This window comes from Nocardia vinacea (genome assembly GCF_035920345.1).
Classification (GTDB): Bacteria; Actinomycetota; Actinomycetes; order Mycobacteriales; family Mycobacteriaceae; genus Nocardia; species Nocardia vinacea_A.
Genome location: NZ_CP109149.1, coordinates 9532112 through 9558585 on the forward strand (window position 1 = coordinate 9532112; position 26474 = coordinate 9558585).

24 protein-coding genes are annotated in these 26474 nt (G+C 66.0%); 16 read left to right on the forward strand and 8 right to left on the reverse strand.

From position 1 onward, the window contains the following. Positions 1-164: 164 nt before the first annotated feature. From OIE68_RS43260 to OIE68_RS43310, 11 genes are all read left to right on the forward strand, one after another. Entirely contained in the window at positions 165-1364 is a 1200-nt protein-coding gene (locus OIE68_RS43260; protein ID WP_327096660.1) for a transposase, read from the forward strand. A gap of 36 nt (positions 1365-1400) precedes the next feature. Then, complete coding sequence (locus tag OIE68_RS43265) at positions 1401-2360, forward strand: LLM class flavin-dependent oxidoreductase (protein WP_327096662.1); 960 nt, start codon at positions 1401-1403, stop codon at positions 2358-2360. 295 nt (positions 2361-2655) lie between these two features. Beyond that, the gene (locus OIE68_RS43270) at positions 2656-3825 is read left to right on the forward strand and encodes an ROK family transcriptional regulator (protein WP_327096663.1); all 1170 of its coding nucleotides are present in this window, start codon (positions 2656-2658) and stop codon (positions 3823-3825) included. A gap of 165 nt (positions 3826-3990) precedes the next feature. Continuing rightward, positions 3991-5031 carry an ABC transporter substrate-binding protein gene (locus tag OIE68_RS43275; protein WP_327096664.1) on the forward strand — a complete coding sequence of 347 codons (1041 nt, stop codon included), beginning with the start codon at positions 3991-3993 and terminating at the stop codon, positions 5029-5031. Then, a complete protein-coding gene (locus tag OIE68_RS43280) occupies positions 5028-5876 on the forward strand; it encodes an ABC transporter permease (RefSeq protein WP_327096665.1) in 849 nt (282 codons plus the stop codon). Before OIE68_RS43275 ends, OIE68_RS43280 begins: the two co-directional genes overlap by 4 nt. Further along, positions 5852-6574 (forward strand): ABC transporter ATP-binding protein, encoded by a 723-nt coding sequence (locus OIE68_RS43285; RefSeq protein WP_327096666.1) that lies wholly within the window; start codon positions 5852-5854, stop codon positions 6572-6574. The genes OIE68_RS43280 and OIE68_RS43285 overlap by 25 nt, the downstream gene beginning before the upstream one ends. A gap of 10 nt (positions 6575-6584) precedes the next feature. After that, a complete protein-coding gene (locus tag OIE68_RS43290; RefSeq protein ID WP_327096667.1) occupies positions 6585-7928 on the forward strand; it encodes an LLM class flavin-dependent oxidoreductase in 1344 nt (447 codons plus the stop codon). Then, complete coding sequence (locus OIE68_RS43295) at positions 7925-11689, forward strand: ABC transporter ATP-binding protein (RefSeq protein ID WP_327096668.1); 3765 nt, start codon at positions 7925-7927, stop codon at positions 11687-11689. Before OIE68_RS43290 ends, OIE68_RS43295 begins: the two co-directional genes overlap by 4 nt. Positions 11690-11870: 181 nt before the next feature. Then, a complete protein-coding gene (locus OIE68_RS43300; protein ID WP_327096669.1) occupies positions 11871-12314 on the forward strand; it encodes a nitroreductase/quinone reductase family protein in 444 nt (147 codons plus the stop codon). Between the two features lie 91 nt (positions 12315-12405). After that, on the forward strand, positions 12406-12897 hold the full coding sequence (locus OIE68_RS43305) for a MarR family transcriptional regulator (RefSeq protein ID WP_327096670.1): 492 nt from the start codon (positions 12406-12408) through the stop codon (positions 12895-12897). Positions 12898-13088: 191 nt separating this feature from the next. Next, positions 13089-14021, forward strand: a complete 933-nt coding sequence (locus OIE68_RS43310; RefSeq protein ID WP_327096671.1) for an alpha/beta hydrolase — start codon at positions 13089-13091, stop codon at positions 14019-14021. A gap of 5 nt (positions 14022-14026) precedes the next feature. Here OIE68_RS43310 and OIE68_RS43315 read toward each other — a convergent pair whose 3' ends face one another. The 3 genes from OIE68_RS43315 to OIE68_RS43325 are packed head-to-tail and all read right to left on the reverse strand — an operon-like array spanning position 14027 to position 17452. Then, positions 14027-14926 (reverse strand): SCO6745 family protein, encoded by a 900-nt coding sequence (locus OIE68_RS43315; protein ID WP_327096672.1) that lies wholly within the window; start codon positions 14924-14926, stop codon positions 14027-14029. A gap of 28 nt (positions 14927-14954) precedes the next feature. Then, the gene (locus tag OIE68_RS43320; protein WP_327096673.1) at positions 14955-15914 is read right to left on the reverse strand and encodes a phosphotriesterase-related protein; all 960 of its coding nucleotides are present in this window, start codon (positions 15912-15914) and stop codon (positions 14955-14957) included. Then, positions 15911-17452, reverse strand: coding sequence for a long-chain fatty acid--CoA ligase (locus OIE68_RS43325; protein WP_327096674.1), 1542 nt, complete (start codon positions 17450-17452; stop codon positions 15911-15913). Before OIE68_RS43325 ends, OIE68_RS43320 begins: the two co-directional genes overlap by 4 nt. Before the next feature lie 263 nt (positions 17453-17715). Between OIE68_RS43325 and OIE68_RS43330 the strand changes: the two genes are divergently transcribed. From OIE68_RS43330 to OIE68_RS43350, 5 genes are all read left to right on the forward strand, one after another. Beyond that, positions 17716-18294: a TetR/AcrR family transcriptional regulator gene (locus OIE68_RS43330; protein WP_419150850.1), complete on the forward strand. Its 579-nt coding sequence runs from the start codon at positions 17716-17718 to the stop codon at positions 18292-18294. 148 nt (positions 18295-18442) lie between these two features. Then, positions 18443-19198 carry an SDR family oxidoreductase gene (locus tag OIE68_RS43335; RefSeq protein ID WP_327096676.1) on the forward strand — a complete coding sequence of 252 codons (756 nt, stop codon included), beginning with the start codon at positions 18443-18445 and terminating at the stop codon, positions 19196-19198. Next, the gene (locus OIE68_RS43340; RefSeq protein ID WP_327096677.1) at positions 19195-20178 is read left to right on the forward strand and encodes an NADPH:quinone oxidoreductase family protein; all 984 of its coding nucleotides are present in this window, start codon (positions 19195-19197) and stop codon (positions 20176-20178) included. Before OIE68_RS43335 ends, OIE68_RS43340 begins: the two co-directional genes overlap by 4 nt. 34 nt (positions 20179-20212) lie before the next feature. Further along, entirely contained in the window at positions 20213-20974 is a 762-nt protein-coding gene (gene fabG, locus OIE68_RS43345; protein WP_040688211.1) for a 3-oxoacyl-ACP reductase FabG, read from the forward strand. A 10-nt stretch (positions 20975-20984) separates the two neighbouring features. Beyond that, positions 20985-21437, forward strand: coding sequence for a MaoC family dehydratase (locus OIE68_RS43350; RefSeq protein WP_327096678.1), 453 nt, complete (start codon positions 20985-20987; stop codon positions 21435-21437). Positions 21438-21543: 106 nt separating this feature from the next. On the opposite strand, the gene OIE68_RS43355 is transcribed toward OIE68_RS43350, so the two are convergent. The 5 genes from OIE68_RS43355 to OIE68_RS43375 are packed head-to-tail and all read right to left on the reverse strand — an operon-like array spanning position 21544 to position 26331. Then, the gene (locus OIE68_RS43355) at positions 21544-22599 is read right to left on the reverse strand and encodes a phosphotransferase family protein (RefSeq protein WP_327096679.1); all 1056 of its coding nucleotides are present in this window, start codon (positions 22597-22599) and stop codon (positions 21544-21546) included. Positions 22600-22615: 16 nt separating this feature from the next. Continuing rightward, the gene (locus OIE68_RS43360; protein WP_327096680.1) at positions 22616-23833 is read right to left on the reverse strand and encodes an acyl-CoA dehydrogenase family protein; all 1218 of its coding nucleotides are present in this window, start codon (positions 23831-23833) and stop codon (positions 22616-22618) included. Between the two features lie 58 nt (positions 23834-23891). Further along, complete coding sequence (locus OIE68_RS43365) at positions 23892-24512, reverse strand: HAD family phosphatase (protein ID WP_327096681.1); 621 nt, start codon at positions 24510-24512, stop codon at positions 23892-23894. Further along, positions 24509-25318, reverse strand: a complete 810-nt coding sequence (locus OIE68_RS43370; protein WP_327096682.1) for an SDR family oxidoreductase — start codon at positions 25316-25318, stop codon at positions 24509-24511. The genes OIE68_RS43365 and OIE68_RS43370 overlap by 4 nt, the downstream gene beginning before the upstream one ends. After that, positions 25318-26331: an NADP-dependent oxidoreductase gene (locus OIE68_RS43375; RefSeq protein ID WP_327096683.1), complete on the reverse strand. Its 1014-nt coding sequence runs from the start codon at positions 26329-26331 to the stop codon at positions 25318-25320. Before OIE68_RS43375 ends, OIE68_RS43370 begins: the two co-directional genes overlap by 1 nt. Positions 26332-26474 lie beyond the last annotated feature (143 nt).

Sequence of the window (26474 nt, forward strand, 5' to 3'; positions counted from 1 at the left end):
AGAGCGGGAAGAAGGCACACACGGGATGGCCGCCAACGCCCGAGCGTGTTCTAGACCGGACGGTCCTGCGCTTCGATGTTCTGCTTCGCCACCGATAGCGGCGCGCCACTGACCGAATCTGCAAAATGCGAGCCCGACCACAAACCAACGGTATCGTGTGAGATGTGCAGTTGCGGTACACCTTTCGTGTCTACCCGACACCCGGACAGCGGCAAGCGCTGTCGCGGGCATTCGGGTGTGCGCGTGTGGTGTTCAACGACGCATTACGTGCGCGGCAGGACGCGCGTGTTGCCGGTGAGCCATATGTGAGCGACGGTGACCTGTCGCGAGCATTGACCGCTGCGAAGAGGACTCCGGGGCGGGCCTGGCTGGGTGATGTGTCGGCGGTGGTGTTGCAGCAAGCGCTGGCGGACCTGAACGCCGCCTACCGCAATTTCTTCGCCTCGGTCAGTGGGAAACGCAAAGGGCGTATGGTTGCCACGCCCCGATATCGGTCCCGTAAAGATCATAGGCAGGCGATCCGGTTCACCGCTAATGCCCGTTTCGCGGTCACCGATGGCGGGAAGTTGCGGTTGCCGAAGATCGGTGATCTCGCGGTGAGGTGGTCGCGGGAGCTGCCGTCGGTCCCGTCGTCGGTCACGATTATCCATGACGCTGCTGGGCGGTATTTTGCGTCGTTCGTCGTGCGGACCGACAGCGAGCCACTGCCCGAAGTCGATACAGAGGTGGGTATCGATTTGGGGTTGACCACCTTCGCTGTGATGTCCGACGGGAGGGTGATCGAGTCTCCGAAGTTCTTGCGCCGCGCCGAACGTCGGCTCCGCAAGGCGCAGCAGGCCCTGTCGCGGAAGGAGAGAGGCAGCCAGAATAGGGCGAAGGCGCGTCTGCGGGTAGCGCGGGCGCACACGAAAGTAGCTGACACGCGCAGGAATTGGGCGCACAAACACTCCACGACGATCATCCGCGAAAACCAAGCGGTGTACGTCGAGGACTTGTGCGTCACAGGCCTGGCGCGTACCCGGTTGGCGAAGTCGATACATGACGCCGGATGGGGCATGTTTACCCGGCTGTTGGAGGAGAAAGCCGCGCGCTACGGTCGGTACTTCGCCCGGGTGGGCCGGTTCTTCCCGTCGTCTCAGCTGTGTTCGGTGTGCGGGGTGATCGATGGTCCTAAGCCGTTGTCGGTGCGAACCTGGACATGCCGGTGCGGTGCGGTTCATGACCGGGATCGCAACGCCGCGAACAATATTCTCGCCGCTGGGCAGGCGGAGAGACGAAACGCTTGTGGAGTGCGGGTAAGACCGGAACCTGTTCCGGCGCCGCGCGGTGAAGCAGGAACCCACCGACAGGCCGTGACGGTCTAGTAGGAATCGCCTCCGTTCACGGAGACGAGGATGCCAATGGACAGATCTGGTCGCCGCCGCCGCGGCGGCTTCCTCGACCCGGACGACCGCTATGTGCGGGCCGAGGAAACACTGAATGCCGTTCGTGCCCTGTGGGATTCGTGGAACGCCGCCGATATCGTCGCCGACAAAGACTCCGGCCGATTCCTGGCCCGACCGGATGCCGGGGCGTTCGCCTTCCAGGGCAACCAATTCGATATCTCCGGGCGGTTCACCGTCCCGCGCAGCCCGCAGGGGCGGCCGGTGATCCTGCAGGCGGGTGTCTCACCGCAGGGCCGCGCCTTCGCGGCCGCCAATGCCGATGCCATCTTCTCCCCGTACGGCAAGCTGCCGGAGGCCGCGGACTTCTACCGCGATATCAAGGCGCGCGCGGTCGCGGCGGGACGTGCGGCCGATGACATCAAGATCCTGCCTTCGGCGAGTTTCGTGCTCGGCGATACCGAGGCCGAGGCGATCGAGAAGTTCCACGCCGTGCGCGACGAGCAGGTCACCGGCCAGACCGCGCTGATCCTGCTGGAGCAGATCTGGAACCGCGACCTGTCCGGCTACGACCCGGAGGGGCCGGTACCCGATATCGATCCGGATCCCGATGCGGCGCCGATCATCCAGGGACGTGCCTTCGTGCATCAGGACCGGTTCGCCACGGTCGAGCGCCTGCGCCAGGTGGCCGAGGCGAAGAAACTCACCCTGCGCGAGGTCGTGATCGATCAGTTCGAACGCGGGCCCCTGGTCGGCACTCCCGCCCAGGTCGCCGAGCAGATCGATACCTTCGTCCAGAACGACGGCTCCGACGGCTTCATCCTCGGCTCGCACCTGGTGCCATGGGGCATCGATGAATTCGTCGACCAGGTGGTGCCGCTGCTGCAGGACCGCGGCGTGTTGCGCACCGAATACACCGGGACCACGCTGCGCGACAACCTCGGTCTGCCGCATGTCCGGTCCACGGTGTCGGCCTGAATTCGGTTGCTGCCCTTGGTATTGCGGGCCGAGGGCGGCACTCCGCTGTGGAAGTTCGGACAGTGGCAGCTCCATTGGGAGTGGTGTCCGCGCCGGTGTAGAAATCGCGCGCGAAGGATGCCGCAGCGGACAGCGCCGAGGCCACGGCGCATGCGCATAGCAGCACCCGCCGCCCCGGGACGTCAGCGACGGCCGAACACAGTGGGGCTTGTGTCCTCAGAATCGGCTCGAGCGCAACGGTGTCGCTGGAAGCGTGCCAGGTTGATGATGTCCGGGTCGGTTGACCGAGGGCGAGATGACGGTGGTGGCTGGGGGTAGTAGTGCGGGGGCGGTCTTGCGTGCGGTGCTCGAGCAGGGGACGGCGCCGCGCAGTGAGATCGCTCGGCTGGCGGGGCTGTCGCCTGCGACGGTAACCGCGCAGGTTCGTGCGCTGCGGACGGCGGGTTTGCTGACCGAACTGCCGGAGACGGCAGGGCCGGCCGGGATGGGCCGTCCGCATTCGCCGCTGATGTTGAATGTCGCGGGCAATGTGGTGATCGGGGTGCATATCGCCGCCGAGCACACCACGGTCGCCGTGCTGGATATTGCCGGGGCGGTGCGGCTTTCGCACCGGGTGCCGCATATCAGCCTGGATCCGGATGCGATTCTGGCCGCTGCTGCCGCCGAAGTGTGTCGCCTGCGGGGTGAATTGACCGAACGCATACTCGGTCTGGGGGTCGCGATCGGCGGCTGGGTCGACACCTCAGCCGGGGCCGTCGTCGGCCACGGCACCCTACCTTGGCGAAATGTCGCTGTGCGGCGGTATCTTTCGGACGAAACCGGCTTACCGGTGACCTTGGACAGTCACACGCGCGCCCTCGTGCACGCCGAGCAGTTATTCGGAAATGCGCGCGATGCGGCGGCGACGGTGGTGCTGTTCGCGGGCAATGTGATCGATGTGGCGTTCGCCGTGCACGGGCGGGTGCACTACGGCCCGCGTTCGGCTGCGGGCGCGATCACTCGGCTGGTCGCCGGTGAGTCCGCGGAGTCGGCGCTGGCGGATTGCGCCGATCGCGCGCTGGTGGCGCGTGCGCAGCGGGCGTCGCTGCCGGTACGCGGTTTGCGGGATCTCATCGAGGTCGCGGGCTGGGATGAGACGGCGCAGGCGCTGTTCGTGGAGCGGGCGACGGTGCTGGGTCGGGTGATCGCGGTCGTGATCGATCTGCTGGATCCGGACGCCGTGGTGATCGTCGATCCGGCCTTGGTTCGGGTGCCGGGCGTGCGCGCCACCTATCTCGATGCGGTGCGCCGGTACTCGGCGTGTGAGCGTCCCGAGGAGGTCGTCACCGGGTCGTCGTTCCTCGGACATGCACTCGAGACCGCCGCCGGCACCGTGGTGCTCCAGCAGCTGTTCACCGATCCACTCGCGGTGGTCACCGCCGCCGTGCCGGGGGAGGTGTTGCCGCCGTCGGACGCCCGACTTTGATTCGCATTTATTTTAAGTCGAACGAATGTTGCCCTACCGCAATGTCTTCCGTCAAAGTCGGTACATGGAAGATCACGCAAACGCGATCCGGTTCGAATGCCTCGCCTGTCGTCGTCCCTCGAATTCCCACAATGCATTCCAATACAGACGAATCAGGAGCGAGCGATGCGATCCGCCATATACGGATTAGGGCTCGTGGTAGCGACAGCGCTTTTCATCGGCGGCTGCGCTACCCGCGGCGGCGGGGATACCGCTCTTTCAGCTGACCTGCCGACCAGTGTGCCACCGGGCACAAAGCTCTCGATTTCGGTGAATACCACCCGTGTCGCCCTCGAGGCGTCCGGTCGGTCGAACACATTGCCGTTCACCGTTTCCGAATGGCCCGTGGTGTCCGCGGGACCGGATATCATTCAGGCCTTTCGCAGTGGCGCGCTGGATGTGGCGAGCAATGCGGGAATCCCGCCGATCCACGCCCATGCCACCGGCGTGGACGCGAAGATCGTCGGCGTCAAGGTGCGCTCCACCCCGATGTATCAGCTGGCGACCGCGCCGAATTCGGGTATCAACAGCCTCACCGACCTGCGCGGCAAGCGAATCGGCTTCTCACCCGGGCAAGCGCAGGGCGTGGTGGTGCTTCGCACGCTGCAGGCCGCGGGCATCGGGTTGAACGACGTCAAGCTGGTGGAATTGAATGGTCCGCAATTCCTGACCGCATTGCAGGGCAAACAAATCGACGTCGCACCGCTCGGGGAGCCCTCGACGACAAAATATCTCGCCCAGTACGGTGCTCAGGGCGCACGCGCCATCGCTACTCCCGCAGTGGACGCACTGACCATCCTGTGGACGCCGACGGCGGTGCTGCAGGACGCTGCGAAACTCGCCGCCGTCACCGAATTCGTGAAAACCTGGGCGCGCGCGGATATCTGGGCCTGGGAGCATCAGGATCAATGGATCGACGCGTATTACGTGAAGGATCAGAAGGTTTCGGCGGAGGACGGCAGGCGGATTCTGAGCACTGTCGAAAAGCCCTACTACCCATCGAATTGGGATGACGCGATCAAGTGGGAACAGGAAACCATCGACCTGGTCACCCGCTCCGGTTACTTCGGTAAGAGTTTCGACGCCGCCGAGCTGTTCGACCGGCGCTTCGAACATATCGCCAACGAGGCGGTGCCCGCGCAGTACCGGACCAAGGAGTCGCAATGACCCTCGCATTACCGCGCACCGCGGTGTCGATACCGAGGGCCGATGAGGGGTTCGTGGATCGACGTCGCCTGCGCCGACTCGGACTGCGCAAACCGGTGCCGTTCGCCCGACTGCTCGGTGTGGCCCTCGTGCTGGCCGCATGGACGGCGGGCATCCATTTCGGTCTGCTGGACGAACGCAAACTGTCCGCGCCGTGGACCGTGCTCGAGACCGGCTGGGACCTGTTCCGCGACGGCACACTCGGCGAGAATGTCGCCGCCTCGCTGCGCCGTGCGGCCTTCGGCCTCGGCGTCGGTGTACTCGTCGGCACGGCGCTGGCGCTGCTTTCGGGCCTTTCCCGCCTGGGTGAGTCGCTGCTCGACGGCCCCCTGCAGGTCAAGCGAGCCATCCCCACCCTGGGCCTGATTCCGCTGATGATCCTGTGGCTCGGCATCGGTGAGACGTTCAAGATCGTGCTGATCACCTTCGGTGTGCTCGTCACCATGTACCTGCAGACCCACGCCTCGCTCACCACCATCGACAAGCGATTCGTGGAACTGTCGGAGGTGCAGGGAGTTTCGCGCTGGGATTTCATCCGCCGGGTGGTCATCCCCGGCTCACTGCCCGGGTTCTTCCTCGGGCTGCGACTGTCGGTCACCGGCTCCTGGCTGGCCCTGGTCGTCGTCGAATCCGTCAATGCCACAGACGGATTGGGCAAGCTCATGAGCAGCGCCCAGAACTACGGACAGGCCGATGTCATCCTGTTCTGCCTGCTCATCTACGGCGTATTCGGACTGATCTCCGATGCCGGTATCCGTCTGCTCGAAGGCAAGGTGCTGTCATGGCGTCGCACGATCGCGACTTAGGCGTCCGGACCCGGGACCTGGTCCGATCCTTCGGGGATCGGACCATCCTGGAGGAGATCACGTTGACCATCCCGCCGGGTCAATTCGTCGCCCTGCTCGGCCGCAGCGGTTCCGGTAAGAGCACGCTGCTGCGGGCCTTGGCCGGGCTCGATCACGATGTCCAGGGTTCCGGGTCACTGCGCGTACCCGCGAAAACCGCTGTGGTATTTCAGGATTCGCGATTGCTGCCCTGGCAGCGGGTGTTGACCAATGTGCTGTACGGGCAGCCGCGCAACCACCGCGAGGCCGGCAAGTCCCTGCTGTCGGAGGTCGGGCTGGCTGGACGGGAACGCGCCTGGCCGTCGGAGTTGTCCGGCGGTGAACAGCAGCGGGTGGCGCTGGCCCGAGCGCTGGTCGGCGCACCCGATCTACTGCTGGCCGACGAGCCGTTCGGCGCATTGGATGCGCTGACCCGCATCAAGATGCACGAATTACTGCGCGACCTGATCCAGCGGCACACTCCGACCGTCCTGCTCGTCACCCATGACGTGGACGAGGCGATCACGCTCGCACAGCGGGTCCTGGTGCTCGACGCCGGGCGTCTCACCGTCGACCTACCCATCGAACTGCCGGCCGAGCGTGATCCGGGCCAACCGGATTTCCAGCGCATCCGCCGCACCCTACTGACCGCGCTCGGCGTCGTTCCGGCCGGAGTCTGAAAGGAATACCATGTCGAAACAGTTGCACCTCAACGCATTTCTCATGTCGACCGGCCACCACGAGGCCTCGTGGCGGCTGCCGGAATCCGATCCGCACTCGAACACCAAAATCGAGTACTACGTGAACCTCGCCCGCATCGCCGAACGCGGGAAGCTGGATTCCATCTTCTTCGCCGACAGCCCGGTGCTCTTCGGCGATACCGGTCGCCGCCCCAGCGGCAAGCTGGAGCCGACCGTCCTGCTCACCGCGATCGCCGTGCAGACCTCGCGGATCGGGCTCATCGCCACGGCGTCCACCAGCTACAACTCGCCGTTCAATCTGGCGCGCCGGTTCGCGTCGGTGGACTGGGTGTCGAACGGGCGCGTCGGCTGGAATATCGTCACGACCGCGGGTGCGGACGCGGCACGGAACTTCGGGCTCGACGATGTCCCGGACCACAAGTTGCGCTACGAGAAGGCCGCCGAATTCGTCGATGTGGCAACGAAATTGTGGGACAGCTGGCAGGACGACGCCGTGCTCGCCGATAAGGAATCCGGGCTGCACACCGATCCGGACAAGGTCCGCAAGATCGAACACGAGGGCCAATTCTTCAAGGTCGCGGGTCCGTTGAACGTGCCGCGCTCGCCGCAGGCGTACCCGGTGCTGGTGCAGGCCGGATCCTCCGAGGACGGTAAGGAATTCGCCGCCCGCTACGCCGAAGCGGTGTTCACCGCCCAGCAGACGATCGAGGACGGCCTCGAGTTCTACACCGACCTGAAGCGCCGCGCCATCGCAGTCGGGCGCGATCCGGAGACCATCAAGATCCTGCCGGGCATTGTGCCCGTCATCGGCGACACCGAGGAGCACGCCCGCGAACTGGATGCCGAACTGGAGCGGCTGATCTCGCCCGAATACGCCAAGCGTCAGCTGGCCCGCACCTGGGGAATTCCGGTGGAGGACCTCGACCTGGACAGCGAACTGCCCGACAATCTGCCCACCGAGGACGAGATCCAGGGCGCCAAGAGCCGATTCACCCTCATCGTGAATCTGGCTCGGCGCGAACGGCTTACGCTACGCCAGCTGATCGGACGGCTCGGCGGCGGACGCGGCCACCACACCTTCGCGGGCACCGCAGAACAGGTCGCCGACACCATCGAGGAATGGTTCATCCGCGGTGCCGCGGACGGATTCAACATCATGCCCGCCGTACTGCCCTCGGGCCTGGAACGATTCGTCGACGAGGTGGTGCCGATCCTGCAGCGGCGCGGGCTGTTCCGCACCGAGTACACCGAAACCACGCTGCGCGGGCACTACGGCCTGGACCGGCCCGCCAACCAGTTCGCCGAAGCGGACGCCCTCGTGGTCGCCGGATGAGTTCGGGCTCGGGCTGTTCCGGCGACGCGGCTGCCGACGGGTGGATTCGTTATCTGCTGCGGCGCTGCGCGGAACATCGGCGGACGGTAATCGTCGCGTGTGTGGGTTCGGTGGTGGCCGCGGTACTCACGGCCATCCTGCCGCTGCTTGTACGGCATGTGGTCGATACTTTGACCACCACGGCCGCATCGGTGCTGCCATGGGTGCTCGTGCTGTTGGCGATCGGGTCCGTCCGGTTCGTCGCGGGGTATCTGCGGCGGACCGGATCCTCGCGGCTATCGCTGGATGTGCAGCACGATCTGCGCCGCGACCTGTTCGCGGCGCTGCTGCGCCTGAACGGACGGCAGCGCGCGGGGCTCTACACCGGGCAGGTGGTCAGCCGCGCCATAACCGATGTGACGCTGATCCAGATGTTCCTGCAACTGGTTCCGCTGGTCGCGGGCAACGTTGTGCTGATCGCCGCGTCACTGTTGCTGATGGCGTCGATGTCGCCGGCGCTCAGCGTAATCGCGCTGCTGGTGGTGCCCGCGCTGTGGTTGATCACCTCGCGCAGTCAGCGTGAGCTGTTCCCGGCCAACTGGGATGCGCAGGCCCGGGCCGCCGAGGTCGCCATGCGGGTGGAGGCCGCGGTGGCCGGGGTGCGGGTGGTGAAGGGTTTCGGGCAGGAGTCGCACGAGCTCGAGCAGTTGGCCGCGTCCGCTCGTGATCTGTATCGGTCGCGGTTGCGAGTCACGCGAATAACCAGTCGGTTCACGCCGGTCATGCAGGCGGTGCCCGCCGCCGGGCAGGCGTTGGTCCTTGTCGTCGGTGGGCTGCTGGCATTGCGGCAGTCCATCACGCTGGGCACCTTTCTCGCGTTCATGACCTACCTGGGGTCGTTCGTCACCCCGGTCCGCATGTTCTCCATGCTCCTGACGGTGAGCCAGCAAGGGAAGGCATCGTTGGAGCGAGTACGCGAGGTGATCGAGACGCCACCGCCGAGCGAGTCGACCGCCGGGCAGGTCGCCGACTCCTCGGACGGTGCGCCGCGAATCGAATTCCGCGGTGTGCGTTTCGCATTCGAAGGTCAGCCGCCAGTGCTGCACGATCTCGATCTCACGGTCGAGCCGGGGGAGACCATCGCCGTTGCGGGTGCGGCGGGTTCCGGCAAGTCGATTCTGGTGCAGCTGCTACCGCGGTTGTTCGATCCCGATGCGGGGCGGATCCTGTTGGACGGCACCGATATCCGCGAGCTACCGGATCTCAGGGGTCGAGTGGCAATGGTCTTCGAGGACACCTCGCTGATGGCGGATACCGTGCGAGCCAACGTCTCCTACGGCCGCCCGGACGCCACCGACGAACAGGTGTGGCACGCACTGCATCTGGCCGCCGCCGAGGATTTCGTCGCCGCGCTGCCCGAGGGGCTGGACACCGGCATCGGGGAACGCGGACAACGACTTTCCGGCGGGCAGCGGCAACGACTGGCGTTGGCGCGCGCCCTGATTACCGACGCCCCGGTGCTGGTACTCGACGATGCCACCTCCGCCATCGACGCGCAGGTGGAGGAGGAGATCTTCGCCCGCATCGCCGCGGAGGTGCATCGGCGCACCACAATCGTGGTGGCACACCGCATTTCGACCCTGGCGCTGGCCGACCGGGTAGCGGTGCTCGACGACGGGCGGGTGGCCGAACTCGGCACCCTGCACGAGCTGCAGACCTCCGGTGAGCTGTTCCATACCCTGTTCACCCCGCCCGATCCGGCGAGTATCGCCGCCGATCTGACCGCGGTCACCGACCCCGTGCCCACCGCGGGACTGTGGGTGCACACCGACACCGACGGTGACGAGTCGCGCACGCTGGAGCAGATGGCGAAGGCATTCTCCCAGCGGGCCGCGGGCGGGCCCGGAGGGATGGGCGGCCACCTGGGGGGCGGCATGATGTCGAGTGCCCCACCGAGCGGTGATGTGCGTGCACTGATCGACCGGTTGCCCGGCGTGAGTGGTGAACCCGATGTGCCCGAAGAGTTTTCGCACACCCCCGAGCCGAACTTCGATCTGCCTCGGCTGCTGCGGCCGTTCGTGATTCCGCTGCTGGCTGGGCTGGGACTGGTGGCCTTGGACGCGTTGGCGCAGACGCTCATTCCGTTCCTGGTGCGCTACGGCATCGACCGCGGGGTGCTGGTAGGTGCCCGCGATGTCCTGCTACTCGCCGCAGCCTCGGCGCTGGTGCTGGTGGTCGTGGACTGGGCGATCACCGTCGCGCAGGTCCGGGTGACCGGGCGCGCCGGGGAACGGTTGCTGTACGGCCTGCGCGTGAAGGTCTTCGCGCAACTGCAACGGCTGGGTCTGCAGTTCTATGAGCGAGAACTGGCCGGCCGCATCATGACCCGGATGATCACCGACGTGGACGGCCTGTCCACCTTCCTCCAGACCGGCCTGACGGTCGCGCTGACGAGCACACTCACCATCGGCGGTGTAGTGGTCGCGTTGGTCGTGATCGACGCCGAGCTGGCGCTGGTGGTGCTCGCGCTGCTGCCGGTGCTGGTGGCCGCCACGGTTGCGTTCCGCCGAGCCTCCGTGCCCGCGTACAACCTTGCGCGCGAACAGGTCAGCGCGGCGAACGCCTATCTGCAAGAGAATGTCGACACCATCGCGGTGACGCAGGCCTACCGCAGGGAGGCGATCAACCAGCGCGAATTCGAGCGTCGCTCCTGGGGGTACCGCAATGCGCGGCTGCACAGCCAGACGCTGATGGCGCTGTTCTTCCCGTTCATCGAGATCATGTCGGTGATCGCCACGGCTGCCGTGCTCGCCGTCGGTGTGCATCAGGTCCGCGAGAATGCGCTCACCGCAGGCACTTTGATCGCGTTTCTGCTCTATATTGATCTGCTGTTCGCGCCGATCCAGCAGCTGTCGCAGGTTTTCGACAGCTATCAGCAGGCGATCGTCGGTGTGGAGCGCATCGGTGTCCTGATGCGCGAACCCGTTACCACGCCGGACGCGCCCGATGCCCGCACCGTCGACCGGCTCGCGGGCGAAATCGAGTTCCGCGGTGTCGGTTTCGCCTACGACAGTGCCGGCGCGCGGGTGCTGTCGGATATCGATGTGACGATCGCTCCCGGCGAGAAGGTGGCCGTGGTCGGCGAAACCGGTGCGGGCAAGTCCACTCTGGTGAAGCTGCTCGCGCGTCTGTACGACACGACCGACGGCGCGGTACTCGTCGACGGCGTCGATATCCGCCGCTACCGGTTGCGCGACTACCGCAAACGCCTGGGTGTGGTGCCGCAGGAACCATTCCTGTTCGGCGACACCGTGCACGCCGCCATCGCCTACGGCAAACCCGATGCGACCCCTGCCGAAATCGAATGGGCGGCACGTGCGGTCGGTGCGCACGAGATGATCGCCGCCCTCGAATACGGCTACCGTCAGCCGATCGGCGCGCACGGTGCGGGGCTGTCCGCGGGTCAACGCCAACTGCTTGCCCTGGCCCGCGCCCAACTGGTGGAACCCGACATCCTCATCCTCGACGAGGCCACCGCGTCCCTCGACCTGGCCACCGACGCCCGGGTCCGCGCGGCCGTCGATGTGCTCACCGCGGGCCGCACCACCATCGTCGTGGCCCACCGTCTGGCGACCGCTGCCGCCGCCGACCTCATCCTGGTCGTCGGCGACGGCCACTTGCTCCAAATCGGCCGCCACACCGATCTTCTCGAAGTCGACGGCCCCTACCGCAAGCTTTGGTCGGCCTACGTCGGTGACGAATCGTCGGTGGGCAGCAGATGACGTGCTCGGTTGCCAGGAGCTGTTCGGCGAGCCGCCTCCATCGAATGCACCAACGTCGGCGCGTCCGACTGTCCGGGCGGTGATAATCGCCGACGCCGGTCGCTTCACCCACGAGAGACCGGCGCTGATATGTGAAATATACGATATGAAACTCATATAATCTTCAACTAGGATTGTGTGCATGAGTGCAGATAGTTACCGTCGGACAACCAACACCATCAACAAGGTCATCGTCGGGTTGCAGCGGATAGGCATCGCCTTCGGCCCGATGCAACTGCTCACGGTCGCGGGGCGACGCAGCGGACAGTTGCGCACCTTCCCGATCGCGGTGAACAAGCTCGACAGCGGACGCTTCATCTTCCAGGCATTCCCGAAGGCGGCGTGGGTCGCGAATGCCCGTGCGGCAGATATCGTTACGCTGACACGCGGCCGAAAGTCGTCGACGGCACGCCTGGTCGAGGTGCCGGTAGACGAGCGCCCGCCGCTGCTGCACGAATTGGTGGCGACGAGTCCGAAGAGCGTCGGCCAGCGTTTCGTCACCACCGGACTGGCCGATGCCGCCACCCCGGACGGCGTGGCCGCATCGGCGCATCGAATCGCGGTCTTCCGCGTCGTTCCGGTCTGACGGAGCGAATCGCACACGTCGGCGAGCCGAATCTGCCCCTCGCCTACGTATGATACGAAAGTCGTATAAACGTAGGCGAGGGTGGTGGATAATGAGTTCAGCAGCAGGTCGTACTTCGGCGCGCAGCCGTCGGCGATTGACGGCCGACGTGCGGGAAGCATTGCGTGACTTGAATATTCAGCTTTCGCTGCTCAATAGAAGGTTCGGTGGTCGGGTCGAACTCAAGGACGTCGACTGGACATGCCTCGACCTGATCAACCGCCACGGCCCCATATCCCCGACGGCATTGGCGCGCCGCGCCGGACTGCACCCCGCGACCATGACGGGAATTCTGGATCGCCTGCAGAAGGGCGGCTGGATCGTCCGTGAACGTGACTCGGATTCCACGGATCGTCGCGCGGTCACCTTGCATTCGGTGCGCGAACGGAATTCCGAACTGTTCGAGCTGTTCTCCGGCATGAACAACCGCATGGATGAACTCTGTTCCCGCTACTCCGAAGCCGAACTCGAGGTGATCGCCGACTTCCTCCAGCGGACCGGCGTGGCGGGCCAAGAGGCCGCCCAGGAGTTGACGGAAGGCTGAGCGCGGAGGTCACACTTTCTGGTAGTCGTCTAGCGCCATCCTGGCGATCATCGACGGCCGCACCCTTCGCCGAGCCCAGCGACGGCACCTGATCTCGTCGTCACCCCAGTCCGGGGCGGAAGTTGAACTTGACGTCAGAATCGAATACGGTTGCGACCAATACTGCCGCGGTAGACGAGGTGACCTCGAGTATGGACACACGCAATCTGCTGGACGAGTGGCTGGGGCTCGGTAGCCGCCAGGTCGCGACCAATGGGATCGAGTTGCGGGTCGTCGAGCATGGCGACGGTCCCGCTGTGGTGTTCTGCCATGGCTTTCCCGAGCTCGGGTTTTCTTGGCGCCACCAAGTCTTCGCGCTCGCCGAGGCCGGTTTCCGGACGTTGACTCCGGATATGCGCGGATACGGTGGCAGTTCTCGGCCCGATCGGGTCGAGGACTACGACATGGTGAACTTGTGCGCCGATCTCGTCGGTGTTCTCGACGAGGCCGGTGTCGAGGATGCGATCTTCGTCGGTCATGACTGGGGTGCGTCGGTGGTGTGGCAGTTGGCCCTTCGGCATCCGGAACGAGTGCGGGCCGTCGCGGGGCTGAGCGTTCCCGCAACACCGCGGTCGGCCGCGCCACCGTTGCCGATACTGCGGTCCAGGCTCGGCGACGACTTCTACATGTGCTGGTTCCAGGAGCCGGGCCGCGCGGATGCGGAGCTCGCGTCGGACGTGCGTCGCACGCTGCTGCAGGACGATGTCGTCAGTGCCCGGGATCTGTTGAGCGGCAACGGTTCCGAGATGGCAGCTCCGGCCTGGCTGAGCGAGGACGAACTCGGTCACTACATTGCGACTTTCACGACCACCGGGTTCACCGGCGGACTCGACTATTACCGCAATCTCGACCGCAACTGGGAACTGAGCGCGCACCTGGCCGATGCGAAGATCCACCAGCCCGCGCTGTTCATCGCCGGATCGGAGGATGCCGTCATCCGGTTCACCCCGACCACAAAGATGGCTGCCATACTGTCCGACCTGCGGGCGACCATTGTCCTGGACGGGGCGGGACACTGGATTCAACAGGAACGCGCCGCCGAAGTCAGCGCCGCCCTGATCGATTTCGCCCGCACTATCGGCTGAAAGTCCTATAGGCCGGCTTTGATCATCTGTCGATAGCGAGCCGACAGCGTGGGCGGGAATCCGAGGTCGCCTTCGATTACCCGGATCGCCAACGGCGCGGCGAGCGTACACAGGCGCGCGCACCCGGCTTCGCCGATCGCTTCGTACGGATAGACCGAGAGTTCGTCGGTCCGGCTCTCGATCGCGCCGCGTCGCGCCGAACCGTGTTCGCTCAGCGCGACGGCATCGTCCGCCATCCAACCCCGCTCGCGAAGCCGCCGCACACCGGCGGCCCAGTCCGCTTCGCTCCAGGATCGGCTGGCGCGCAGCACTTCCGGCGATATCTCGCCGGTCGCACTGTGCGTGATCAACGCCTCGATTCCGTCCAGCCCCTCCGTCAGCAATAGCGTGACATGCCCATCGCCGCGATACTCCCGCAACAGTGTCTGCGCATGCCACAGCACCAGGTGCGGTTCGTCGGGCCACGGCAGCGCCGCATGTGCGGCGAACAACGGCCGGCCCTGCGGGCGTTCGCAAGCGCGTTCGGCAGCGCGCCGGGCAAGCTCGGCGACTGCACGGACCTCGGGGCCACTGATGTCGTCGCCCCATGCCTGCCGCAGCGACCGATCGACGGCGCGCAACCGAGCACGGAAAATATCTGCGGGCGAGGCGATTTCCCATGCGGCCGGGAGGACCGCCCGCACCGCGGCCGGATTGAAATTGAAGAACGTGGCGATGGTGACCTCGGCGGGCACCGGCCCGAATGCCGCGGACCGGGATGCGAAGTACATCATCCGCGGATCCGTAATGCCCAACTCGCGGTAGGCATCCGGGCCGTGTGGGGTGAAATAGATCATCCCGTGAACCGGCTCGAGCGCGCGGAACGCGAGATGGGCACTGTGCGGGGAGACCGTGGTCAACGGCATTGCTCCTTGTGGTTGTGCATCGTTCGGATCACTTCTCGAAGTACCGGCGCGGATTGCGCACCAGAATCGCGTCGATATCGTCCTCGGTGAGTCCCCGCGCGATCAGCGCCGGAATCACATCCGCACTGATGTGCCGGTAGTTCCACTTCGGTGCCACCTGCTTCTTGGCATCGGGGTCGAACCAGTCGATGTGACACGCCGCGTCATGGGCGATAACGACCTTGTCCAGGTAGCCGCGCCGCACCAGTTCGACAATGGTGTCGATCCGATCCTCGAACGGCAGCAGGACGTCGAGCCCGAAGCGATCCATGCCGAGCAGCGATCCCGCGTCGGCGAGTTCGGTGAGGTACTCGATATCGGTGGTGTCGCCGGAGTGGCCGATCACCACGCGGCTCAGGTCCGCGCCTTCCTCGGCCAGCACCCGCTGCGCCACCAGCCCGGAGCGGGTGTGCGGGTTGGTGTGCACGGTGATCGGCGCACCCGTTTGCGCCGATGTCTGCCCGACCGCGCGCATCACCCGTTCTACGCCGGGCGTCAGTCCGGGTTCCTCGATGGCGCATTTGAGGAATCCGGCGCGCACACCGGTATCCGCGATGCCCTCGGTGAGGTCCTTGACGAACATTTCCACCATCGGCTCCGGCCGGTCGAACAGCAAACCCGGACCGGTGTAATGGAATTGGAAGGGGACATCGTTGTAGGTGTAGATGCCGGTGGCGACGATGATCCGCAAATCCGTTCTGGCCGCGATCTTCTGGATGCGCGGCAGATAGCGGCCCAGCCCGAGCACGGTCGGGTCGAGGATGGTGTCGATGCCGAGGGATTTCAACTCGTTCAGTTGTTCGACGGCGTCGTCGACGCGGGCGTCCTCATCCCAGTCGGCGTAGTTCTGCCGGAATTCCTCGCCGAGTACGAAGACGTGCTCGTGCACCAGGACGCGGCCGAGTTCGGCGGAGTCGACGGTTCCGGTCGCGGTGGGGATTTCGGTCATCGGGCCGCCTTGTCCGTGAAGAGATTCGGGTCGAGAGCGCGTTTGAGGATCTTGCCGGTGGCGCCCTTGGGTAGCTGGTCGGTGAAGGCGAAGCGGTGCGGCACCTTGTACGCCGACAGCCGCTCCTTGGCCCAGGACCGCAGATCCGCCGGATCGAGTTCGACCCCGGGGGTGGCGGCAACGACCGCGCCGACCTCCTCGCCGTAATGCTCGTCCGGGATACCGATCACCGCTACTTCGACGACGTCCGGATGCTCGTACAGCACTTCCTCGACCTCGCGCGGATAGACGTTGTATCCGCCGCGAATAATGAGATCCTTTGCGCGGTCGACGATGTAGACATAGCCGTCGGCGTCGACGCGGCCCAGATCGCCGCTCTTCAACCAGCCGTCGGATAGATCGGCGGCGGTGGCGTCGGGCCGGTTCCAGTACCCCTTCATGATGCTGGGGCCGCGCAGGAAGATCTCGCCGACGGTGTCGGCGGGCAGTACGTTGCCGTCGGGATCGCGAACCTCGATCGACGTCCCGGGCAGCGCGGCGCCGACCGATCCGACCCGCTGTTCGCGATTGAGCGGATTGTAGGTCGCCGCACCCGTGGATTCGGTGAGGCCGTAGCCCTCGAGGATGGTGCAGCCGAAGCGATCGGAGAAGGCGCGGATCACCTCACCGGGCAGCGACGCTCCGCCCGATGCTGCCAGCCGCAGGCTCGCGAAGTCCGCCGCACTGTAGTCACCGGCCGCGTGCAGCATGGCATTCCACATGGTCGGCACACCGGCGACGTGGGTGAGCTGCTGATCGCGGATCATCGCGATCATGGCCCGCGGTTCGAAAGGCGTCACCATGGCGAAGGATGCGCCCGCGTGCAGCGCGGTGAGCAGGCATACCGCCTGCCCGTAGACATGGAACAGCGGCAGTCCGGTGCCGAAGCGATCGTCCGGGCCGAGCTGCAGCTGATCGGTGAAGATTCGAGCGGTCTCGGTCAGGTTGGTGACGGTGAGTTCGACGCCCTTCGGTTTGCCGGTGGTTCCGGAGGTGTAGAGCAGTACCGCGGTATCGTCGGCGCGCCGCCGCACCGGTTCGGCCACGGGCTGGGCCGGTTCGGCATGCGCGCCCGGCGCGAGCACGAGCAAGGGCAGATTTCGTTCGGTGGCCGCCTCCCGTGCGGCCTCCAGCGCGCCATGCCATGCGATGACGATTCGCGCGCCGGAGTCGTCCAGCACGTAACCGATTTCGGGCGCGGTAGCCATGGTGTTCATGGTGATGGCGATGGCGCCGATGAGCTGCGCGCCCAGATATGCGACGACGAATTCACCGACGGTGGGCGCCACCAGCAGCACCCGGTCGCCCGTGGCGATACCGGATTCGCGCAGCAGGCCGCCGTAAGCCGCACTGCGCCTGGCCAATTCGCCGTAGGTGAGCTGTGTGTCCGTGGCCAGCAGTGCGATGGCATCGGGGCGTTCGGCGGCGTGCTGCCAGCACCGGTCGGCGACATTGGTCAGCTGATTCGATGCGGTCGGGGAAGCCGGATTCGCAGGCATGGCTTGCTCCAGTTTCATGAGTGGGCGAGAACTGATGTGACCCAGGCCACGTCAGTGGGTCGGACGCTACTTGAATTTGGCGTCATGTTCAATAGATGTTGTGCCGATAGAGGTTGCCCAGCGGCGTCGTGGGGTCGCGGCAGCGGCGTGCGCTGTTACGATCCACCACGTCAGCGAGTCGGACGACAGCGAGTGAGGCAGTGAACGCCCAGGAAGCCACCGAGGACCAGCCCGGTCGGGTGCCCCCGCGGAGTAAGCGTGGCATGCGCACCAGGTCCGCATTGGTGACCGCGGCGCGCGAGGTGTTCGAAAGCGACGGTTTCCTCGACGCCAGGATCAGTGATATCTCCAAGGCGGCCGGGGTCGCCTCCGGATCGTTCTACACCTACTTCGACAGCAAGGAAGAGATCTTCGCCGCGGTCGTCGAGCAGGTGCGCGAGGAAATGCTGCACCCGCACATCCGGGAACGGGTCGGCATCGACGACCCGCGTGAGTTGATTGCCGCCGCCAATCGTGAGTATCTGCTGTCCTATCGGCGCAATGCGCGGCTGATGGCCGTGCTCGAACAGGTGTCGAAGATCGATGAGAAGTTCCGGGTGCTGCGCTTCGAACGCGCCCTGGCCTTCGTCGAGCGCAATGCCGAGATGATCCGGAATCTGCAGGATCGTGGCCTGGTGGACGCCGAGTTGGATGCCGAAGTCACGTCGCTGGCGCTGTCGAGCATGGTGAGCCGCATGGCGTACTTCGTATTCGTCGAGGGGCGGAAGGTGTCCTTCGAGAAGTTGGTGAAAACGCTGAATCAGTTGTGGTTCAACGCTCTTCAGCTGAAAGAAGCTCACTGACCGAGCGTCGGCCATGTGGCCGGTCGATGTGCGCCGATCATTCATGTGACCCGTATCACGTGACATGCCGCCACAGTTGAACTTGACGTCGGAATCAAGTTCGGTGAGTCTGGGTCACGCAGGTCGAGCATCAGGAGAGGCTTACGTAATGGGTCGTTTCGACGGAAAGACGGCGATTGTCACCGGAGCCAGCCGCGGTATCGGGCTGGCCATCGCGCAGCGGCTGGTGGCCGACGGTGCGCGGGTCTGTGTGACCGCCCGCAAAAAGGACGCGCTGGACGCGGTGGTCGCCGAACTCGGCGGACCCGAGCATGCCATCGCCGTCGCGGGACGAGCCGACGACGTCGAACATCAGACCGAGGCCATCGAGCGCACGCTGGAGACCTTCGGTTCGGTCGACTTCCTGGTCAACAATGCCGGTATCAACCCGGTGTATGGGCCGATGGTCGAACTCGACCTGGCCGCGGCCCGTAAAGTCTTCGAGGTGAACTGCCTGGCGGCGATCTCCTGGGTGCAGCAGGCGCACAAGGCATGGCTGGGTGAGCACGGTGGCTCGGTGGTCAATGTCGCGTCGGTTGCCGGGATCAAGCCCGCGCCCGGCATCGGGTTCTACGGGGCCACCAAGGCGATGCTGGTGCACATCACCCAGGAGTTGGCGGTCGAACTGGGCCCGTCGATCCGGGTGAACGCGATCGCGCCCGCCGTGGTGAAGACCCAATTCGCCACCGCGCTCTACGATGGCCGCGAGGAACAGGTCGCCTCGGCCTATCCGCTCAAGCGCCTCGGCGTACCCGAGGACATCGGCAGTGTCGCCGCCTTCCTGCTGTCCGATGACGCGGCCTGGCTGACCGGCCAGCTGATCGTCGTCGACGGCGGGGTCACCCTCACCGGAGGCGTGGCGTGAAGGCTTGGCGGGTAACGGAATTGGGCGAACCGGCGCAGGTACTGCGGCTGGTCGAACTGGAGGAGCCCGAGCCCGGTCCAGGCCAGGTGGTGGTGCGGACCCGCGCCGCGGCCGCGAACTTTCCGGACGTTCTGATGTGCCGGGGCGAGTACCAGATCAAGCCCGAACTCCCGTTCACCCCCGGGGTTGAACTGTGTGGCGAGGTGGTCGCGGTCGGTGCCGACGTCGACGGCATCGCGATCGGCGACCGGGTGCTCGGCGGTACGGCGCTGCCCTGGGGCGGGTTCGCGGAACTGGCGGTCATGGACGCCGCGGATGTCTTTCCCGCCCCGGCGGCGCTCGACGATGCCGAGGCCGCCGCCCTCTTCATCGGCTACCAGACGGGCTGGTTCGGACTGCACCGGCGTGCCGGTCTGCGGGCGGGGGAGACGCTGCTGGTACATGCGGCGGCCGGTGGCGTCGGCAGTGCGGCCGTGCAATTGGGCAAGGCGGCCGGGGCCACGGTGATCGGGGTGGTCGGCAGCGCGGCCAAGGCCGAGGTCGCGCGGGCGCTCGGCGCGGACATCGTGGTGGATCGCAGCGCACAGGATTTCGTCTCGGTTGTGCGGGACGCGACCGGCGGTCGCGGTGCGGATGTGGTGTACGACCCGGTCGGCGGTGAGGTGTATCAGCGGTCCACCAAGTGCATCGCCTTCGAGGGACGCATCCTGGTCGTCGGTTTCGCGGGCGGGCAGATCCAGTCCACCGCACTGAATCACGCACTGGTGAAGAATTATTCGATCCTCGGTCTGCACTGGGGCCTGTACCGCGACAAGGATCCGCAAGCGGTGCGCGACTGCCATCTGGAACTGACCGGGGTGGCCGAGCGGGGTTCGGTGAAACCCCTGATCGGCGAGCGGCTGCCACTGGATAACGTGGCTGCCGGACTGCAGCGCCTCGCCGATGGTAAGACCGTCGGCCGGGTGGTCTTCGAACCGTGAACGGTGCCAACCGAATTCGACAAGGAGAACCGTAATGAGCAGTGAGACAACCCGTACCGCCATCGTCACCGGCGCCGCGCGTGGCATCGGTGCTACCACCGCAAAGCGGCTGGCGGCGGACGGCTTCGCGGTCGCCGTCCTGGATCTCGACGAGGCGGCTTGCAAAACTGTTGTCGCCGAGATCGAATCGGCCGGCGGCCGGGCGCTCGCGGTGGGTGCGAACGTCGCCGATGAACAGGCCGTCGCTGCGGCGGTCGAGCGCGTCGCCGCCGAACTGGGCGCACCGACCGTCCTGGTGAACAATGCGGGCATCATCCGCGACAACATGCTGTACAAGATGACCGTCGACGACTGGGACGCGGTCATGGGCGTGCACCTGCGCGGCTCCTTCCTGATGAGCCGCGCGACGCAGAAGTACATGACCGACGCGGGCTGGGGCCGCATCGTCAATCTCTCCAGCACTTCGGCGCTCGGCAATCGCGGCCAGGCCAACTACGCCGCGGCCAAGGCCGGATTGCAGGGATTCACCAAGACTCTCGCGATCGAACTCGGCAAATTCGGCGTGACCGTGAACGCCGTCGCGCCGGGCTTCATCGAAACCGAGATGACCGCCGCCACCGCCGAGCGCATGGGTGTTTCGTTCGAGGAGTTCAGCAAGACCCTGGTGGCGCGGATTCCGGTGGGACGCGTCGGCAAGCCCGAGGATATCGCGCACACGGTGTCGTTCTTCGTCAGCGAGGGCGCATCATATGTCACCGGCCAAGTGCTCTACGTCGCCGGTGCGCCGACGGTCTGAGGCGCGAATAATGAAGGTATTCAACGGAATCGGCGAACTCGAGCAGGCCGTCGGCACCCATCTCGGCTACAGCGAATGGCACACCGTTACCCAGGAGCAGATCGATCTGTTCGCCGAGGCGACCGGTGACCGTCAGTGGATTCACGTCGATCCAGAGCGGGCCGCGCAGGGACCGTTCGGCACGACGATCGCCCACGGCTATCTGACCCTGTCCCTATTGCCGCAGCTGGTCTGGCAGGTGTATCGCGTCGAGGGGGTGAAGATGGGGATCAACTACGGCAGCAACAAGGTTCGCTTCCCGTCGCCGGTGCCATCGGGTAGTCGCCTGCGGGCGGGAGTGGAACTGGTGAAACTCGAGCCGACCAAAGCGGGGGTCCAGGTGACGGCTCGGGTGACCATCGAACGCGAGGGCAGCGACAAGCCGGCCTGTATTGCGGAAGCGCTGTCGGTACTCGTGCCCTGACAGAAGAGTGACCGCCGGACATCCTGTGCCAGGCGGTCACTTCCTCCGGCGAATATGCGAAACGGCCTGTCTCCCTGGTGATTATCGGGAGACAGGCCGTTTCGTCTCAGAAACCGGCTTCGGTGGCGATCCGATCCGCCGTTTCGGCGAGTCCGTCGACCATATCGGTAGTCGGAATGCCCGCGGCCGCCCGGTTGCGGGGGTCGTCGAGGGTGCGGCGGTACACCCCCTCGGCAATGACCGCTAGCTTCCACAGCCCGAGCGCATGCCAGAACCCGAGTGCCCGCCGATCGCGTCCGGTGATCGCGAGATACTCCTCGACCAGTTCGGCGCGGGACGGAAAACCCGGGAGCATGCACATTTCCGTACCCGGAATGGCCGCTTCGCCCGGCATCGGCCAGTAGGCCAGCAGACTTCCGATATCGGCCAGCGGATCGCCGAGGGTGCACAGCTCCCAGTCGAGCACGGCGGCGATCGCACCCGTCTCCGGTGTGGTGATCACATTGCGGAGGTTGTAATCACCATGCACGAGCGCGAGTTCGCGCTGTTCGGGAACGGCGGCCCGGAGCCGTTCGGTGAGGCGGTCCACCAGCGGCAGGTCCCGTGTTTTCGACTTCTCCCACTGCGCCGACCACCGTTTGAGCTGTCGCTCCGCATACGGTTTGTGACTGGCGAGGTCGATCAGCGCGGTGGCTTCCAGATCGACGGCGTGGATGCGGGCCAGCGTACGCACCAGCGACAGCCCGGCGCTGCGGCGCAGCTCGGGGGTGATTCGCTCGGCGGTCTCGACTCCGTCGATGACCAGTCCGTCGACGAATTCCATGAGCACGAGCGCGATCTCGCCCTCGTGCCGGATATCGTCGACGCGCGGCACCGGGACATCGGTGGGCGCCAGGGCCGACATGACTCGGGCCTCCCGCGCCACATCGTGCGCGGACGCCAGCAGGTGGCCGAGCGGCGGACGTCGCAGCACCCAACGCCGCCCCTCTGCATCGGTGATCAGGAAGGTCAGATTGGACTGGCCGATCCCCACCCGGTCCGCCCGTACCGGCACGGTGCACGCCGAACCGAGCGAGGACACCCAGTCCGCGAACGCGGCGGCATCGATATCGAAGCCGGTCGCGTCCGCGGTGGGCTGAATGAGCCCGTTACTTGTCTGCATTCGTTCCTTGTCCGTCCTACGCCCCGGCTCTGAACTTACCGAGTTCGGCGCGCGCGATGGCGCGTTTGTGCACTTCGTCGGGTCCATCGGCCAGACGCAATGTGCGCAGGTGCGCGTACATGCTGGCGAGCGGGAAATCGTCGGTGACACCGGCCCCGCCGTGCACCTGGATCGCCCGGTCCACGATCCGCAGCGCCATCTCCGGTGCGGCGATCTTGATCGCCGCGATCTCGACCCGGGCCGCCTTATTGCCGACGGTATCCATCATCCAGGCGGCCTTGAGGGTCAGCAGCCGGGCCTGCTCGATATCGATGCGGGCCTCGGCGATCCAGTCCTGGATATTGGCGCGCTCACTCAGCTTCTGCCCGAAGGTGATTCGCGATTCGGCGCGTGCGCACATCAGTTCCAGCGCGCGTTCGGCCATACCGATGGCGCGCATGCAGTGGTGGATGCGGCCCGGACCGAGCCGGGCCTGGCTGATGGCGAAACCCTCACCCTCGCCCTTCAATACATCCGTGACGGGGACCCGCACATCGGAGAAGTCGATCTCGGCGTGGCCCTCGCGGTCGGCGTAGCCGAAGACCGGCAGATTGCGCATAACCGTGACACCGGGTGCGTCGATGGGCACGACCATCATCGACTGCTGCCGGTGCTTGGGTGCGTCCGGATCGGTCTTGCCCATGACAATGAGCACCTTGCAGTTCTTGTGTAATGCGTTGGAGGCGAACCACTTCCGGCCGTTGAGCACATAGTGGTCGCCGTCGCGCGCCATGCGCAGCTGGATATTGGTGGCGTCCGAGCTGGCGACGGCGGGCTCGGTCATGGCGAAGGCGGAGCGGATGGTGCCGTTCAGCAGCGGCTCCAGCCAGCGCTCCTTGTGCTCCTGGGTGCCGAAGAGAGTGAACACCTCCATATTGCCGGTGTCGGGTGCCGAACAGTTGCACGCCTCCGGCGCGAGATGCGCGCTGCGGCCCATGATCTCGGCCAGCGGGGCGTATTCCAGATTGGTCAGCCCCGGACCCCATTCAGGATGCGGATGGAACAGATTCCACAGGCCGCGGGCGCGGGCCTCCGTCTTGAGGTCCTCGACGATCTGCGGATGGTGGTGCGGATCGCCGGCTGCCGCCATCTGCTTCTCGTACTCCGACTCGGCCGGATATACGCATTCGTCCATGAAGGAGCGCAGATCACGTTGATACTGCTGGGTGCGCTCGGACGTGTTGAACAGGTCCATCGAGGCTCCGATCGTTGGTACGGGCAGTTGAAAGAGACTGCGCCGCAAGGTGGGTGGATCAGCTAGGGGTTCGTAGCGCAGGCCACAACAGGGCCGCCGTCGATGCGGCGTCGCGGTGCACGATGCCGCCGAGTCCGAGCAGTTCGGCAGCGGTGATGTTCTGCTCGAGGTCGTCGACCATGATGGTCTGCTTGGGTGCGACACCGAGTCGCTCGCAGCCGGTGAGATAGGCCCGGCCGGACGGTTTGCGGATGCCGATCTCCGCGGAGATGGTCACCGCGTCGAACATGGCGGGCAGGTCGAAGCCTGCGTAGCAGTCGTCGCCGAGCGAATTCGACAGCAGACCGACGCGATAGCCCGCCGCACGGACACTCGCGACCAGCTCGATCATTTCCGGGTCGGGACGCAGCCGGGACTGAATGCGGTCGACAAGGCCCGCATCGTCGATATCGACGCCGTGCGCGCGCAGCCGCCGCGCGAACCCGATCTCGAACTCACGCTGACCGATGCGCCCCTCTTCGTGATCCACCAGCAGCGCACTGCTTTCCGGATCGCGGGTGAGCAAACGCAGCGGTAGCCGCGGGTCGCCCAGCTCCGCGCCGAACTCGGCGAAGGCGGCGAGCACGGCGGTGGTGAGCACGCCGCCGAAATCGAACAGCACGGCAGTGCGCCCGCTCACGACAGCGACCTCCGATAGCGCTGCATGCCCGCGATCCACCGGTCGTGATCGGCAGCCTTGCGGTGCACGAATTCTCGGACCTCCTCGTGGGGCAGCACGAGGAAACGTTCGGCCTCGATCGCCTCGAGCACGCGATCGGCCACATCGAGGGGAGCCAGCACCGCCCCGGCTCCGGTGACGGCGCGGGTGGCCAGGTCGCCGTCGGATCCGCCGTCCGTACCGAGTCCGGTGAGCAAGGCGGTATCGACACCCATCGGACACAGGCAGCTGACCCGCACACCGAGATCCCCGTAGGTCACTGCCAGCCATTCGGCGAATCCGACGGCAGCGTGCTTGGAAACCGTGTAGGTGGCCGAACCGATCTGGGTGAGCAGTCCCGCCGCCGAGGCGGTGCTCACGAAGTAGCCGCTGCCGCGCTCGAGCCAGCCCGGGACGAGCAACCGCGCCGCCCGCACGTGGGCCAAGGTGTTTACCTCGAGCGCTTGCTCCCACTGCGCGTCGGTGGCGTCCAGTCCGGGGCCACCGCCGACACCGGCGTTCGCGAAGAACATGTCGACAGGGCCGAATTCGGTTGTGGCCGTGTCGATGAGCTTGCGGAGATCGGATTGGGATGCGGCGTCACCGGCCTGTCCGGACACCGCGCCCGGAAATGCCTCGGCGAGTTGACGTGTTGTCGCCGCGAGCCGGTCCGCGTCACGGTCGGTGATCAGGACCCGGGCACCGTGCTCGAGCAGGCGTTGCGCGATGGCCGCGCCGATGCCGCCCGCGGCACCGGTGACGATTGCGACCGCGTTCTCCACGCGCATCAGTTCGCCTCGGCATTCAGCGAGACCAGCATCTTGCCGGTATTGGCACCGCGCAGCAGGCCGAGGAAGGCGTCGACAGCGGTGTCGATGCCGGTCAGCACCGTGGTGGGGACGTGGAGGCTGCCGTCACGCACCCAGTCCGCCGCGAGCGCCGCGTACTCCGGTGCGAGGTCACCGTGGTCGGTGACGATGAAGCCGCGCAACGACAATCGGCGCACCACCGCCAGCGCCAGATTCTTCGGGCCGGGTGGCGGGGTTTCGGCGTTGTATCCGGCGACGGCTCCACACAGGGCGATTCGGCCGAAGTCGTGCATCGAGCCGATCGCCGCCTGCAAATGGTCGCCGCCGACATTGTCGAAGTAGACATCGATGCCGTCCGGGGCCGCCTCGCGCAGCCGTTTCCCCAGACTGCCCGCCCGGTAGTCGATCGCGGTGTCGTAGCCGAACTCCTCGACCAGCCGCCGTGCCTTCTCCGGACCGCCCGCCGACCCGATGATCTTGGCCGCGCCGAAGTGCCTGGCCACCCGGCAGGCGGCAAGACCGACGGCACCTGCCGCGCCCGAGATGAATACGACGTCACCCGGGCGGACCGGCGCGATTTCCTTCAGACCCACATACGCCGTGAGTCCGGGGATGCCGAGCGGGCCGAGGTAGGTCTCGGCCGGGGCCAGCGTGGTATCGACCACGCGCGCCTGCCCCGCCTGCAACAGCGCGTACTCCCGCCAGCCGAGATCGTGCAGCACTGTCGCGCCGACTTCGATTCCCGGTACACCCGAGGCGACGACGGTACCGACCGCGCCGCCGTCCATGGGGGCATCGAGTCGGAACGGCGGAATGTAGGACTTCACATCGTTCATGCGGTTGCGCATGTACGGATCGACCGAGATCCAGTCGTTGCGGACCAGCAACTGCCCACTGCCCGGATCCGGGACATCCGTGGTCACCATCCGGAAATCGGATGGTGCGGGTTCGCCGGTGGGCCGGGCCACCAGATGCACCTCTCGGCTCTTCACGACCAGAAACCTCCATGTCCATGCGCGCTGACCGGGGCGTCCGCGTTCGAGCGCCGGTTGCCGGATGGCTCAGAGGTTAGTTGAAGTTGACGTCGGATTCAATGTTGGGGTAGCTGATACCTCGGTCGGGGAAGAGCCTGCTT

Coding starts and splice junctions, on each gene's coding strand:
- OIE68_RS43355 (WP_327096679.1), bottom strand. CDS start 22,599: ATGCAGACAAGTAACGGGCTCATTCAGCCCACCGCGGACGCGACCGGC.
- OIE68_RS43370 (WP_327096682.1), bottom strand. CDS start 25,318: ATGCGCGTGGAGAACGCGGTCGCAATCGTCACCGGTGCCGCGGGCGGC.
- OIE68_RS43335 (WP_327096676.1), top strand. CDS start 18,443: ATGGGTCGTTTCGACGGAAAGACGGCGATTGTCACCGGAGCCAGCCGC.
- OIE68_RS43295 (WP_327096668.1), top strand. CDS start 7,925: ATGAGTTCGGGCTCGGGCTGTTCCGGCGACGCGGCTGCCGACGGGTGG.
- OIE68_RS43280 (WP_327096665.1), top strand. CDS start 5,028: ATGACCCTCGCATTACCGCGCACCGCGGTGTCGATACCGAGGGCCGAT.
- fabG (WP_040688211.1), top strand. CDS start 20,213: ATGAGCAGTGAGACAACCCGTACCGCCATCGTCACCGGCGCCGCGCGT.
- OIE68_RS43300 (WP_327096669.1), top strand. CDS start 11,871: ATGAGTGCAGATAGTTACCGTCGGACAACCAACACCATCAACAAGGTC.
- OIE68_RS43330 (WP_419150850.1), top strand. CDS start 17,716: ATGCGCACCAGGTCCGCATTGGTGACCGCGGCGCGCGAGGTGTTCGAA.
- OIE68_RS43305 (WP_327096670.1), top strand. CDS start 12,406: ATGAGTTCAGCAGCAGGTCGTACTTCGGCGCGCAGCCGTCGGCGATTG.
- OIE68_RS43325 (WP_327096674.1), bottom strand. CDS start 17,452: ATGCCTGCGAATCCGGCTTCCCCGACCGCATCGAATCAGCTGACCAAT.
- OIE68_RS43290 (WP_327096667.1), top strand. CDS start 6,585: ATGTCGAAACAGTTGCACCTCAACGCATTTCTCATGTCGACCGGCCAC.
- OIE68_RS43315 (WP_327096672.1), bottom strand. CDS start 14,926: ATGCCGTTGACCACGGTCTCCCCGCACAGTGCCCATCTCGCGTTCCGC.
- OIE68_RS43310 (WP_327096671.1), top strand. CDS start 13,089: ATGGACACACGCAATCTGCTGGACGAGTGGCTGGGGCTCGGTAGCCGC.
- OIE68_RS43320 (WP_327096673.1), bottom strand. CDS start 15,914: ATGACCGAAATCCCCACCGCGACCGGAACCGTCGACTCCGCCGAACTC.
- OIE68_RS43265 (WP_327096662.1), top strand. CDS start 1,401: ATGGACAGATCTGGTCGCCGCCGCCGCGGCGGCTTCCTCGACCCGGAC.
- OIE68_RS43360 (WP_327096680.1), bottom strand. CDS start 23,833: ATGGACCTGTTCAACACGTCCGAGCGCACCCAGCAGTATCAACGTGAT.
- OIE68_RS43270 (WP_327096663.1), top strand. CDS start 2,656: ATGACGGTGGTGGCTGGGGGTAGTAGTGCGGGGGCGGTCTTGCGTGCG.
- OIE68_RS43350 (WP_327096678.1), top strand. CDS start 20,985: ATGAAGGTATTCAACGGAATCGGCGAACTCGAGCAGGCCGTCGGCACC.
- OIE68_RS43275 (WP_327096664.1), top strand. CDS start 3,991: ATGCGATCCGCCATATACGGATTAGGGCTCGTGGTAGCGACAGCGCTT.
- OIE68_RS43285 (WP_327096666.1), top strand. CDS start 5,852: ATGGCGTCGCACGATCGCGACTTAGGCGTCCGGACCCGGGACCTGGTC.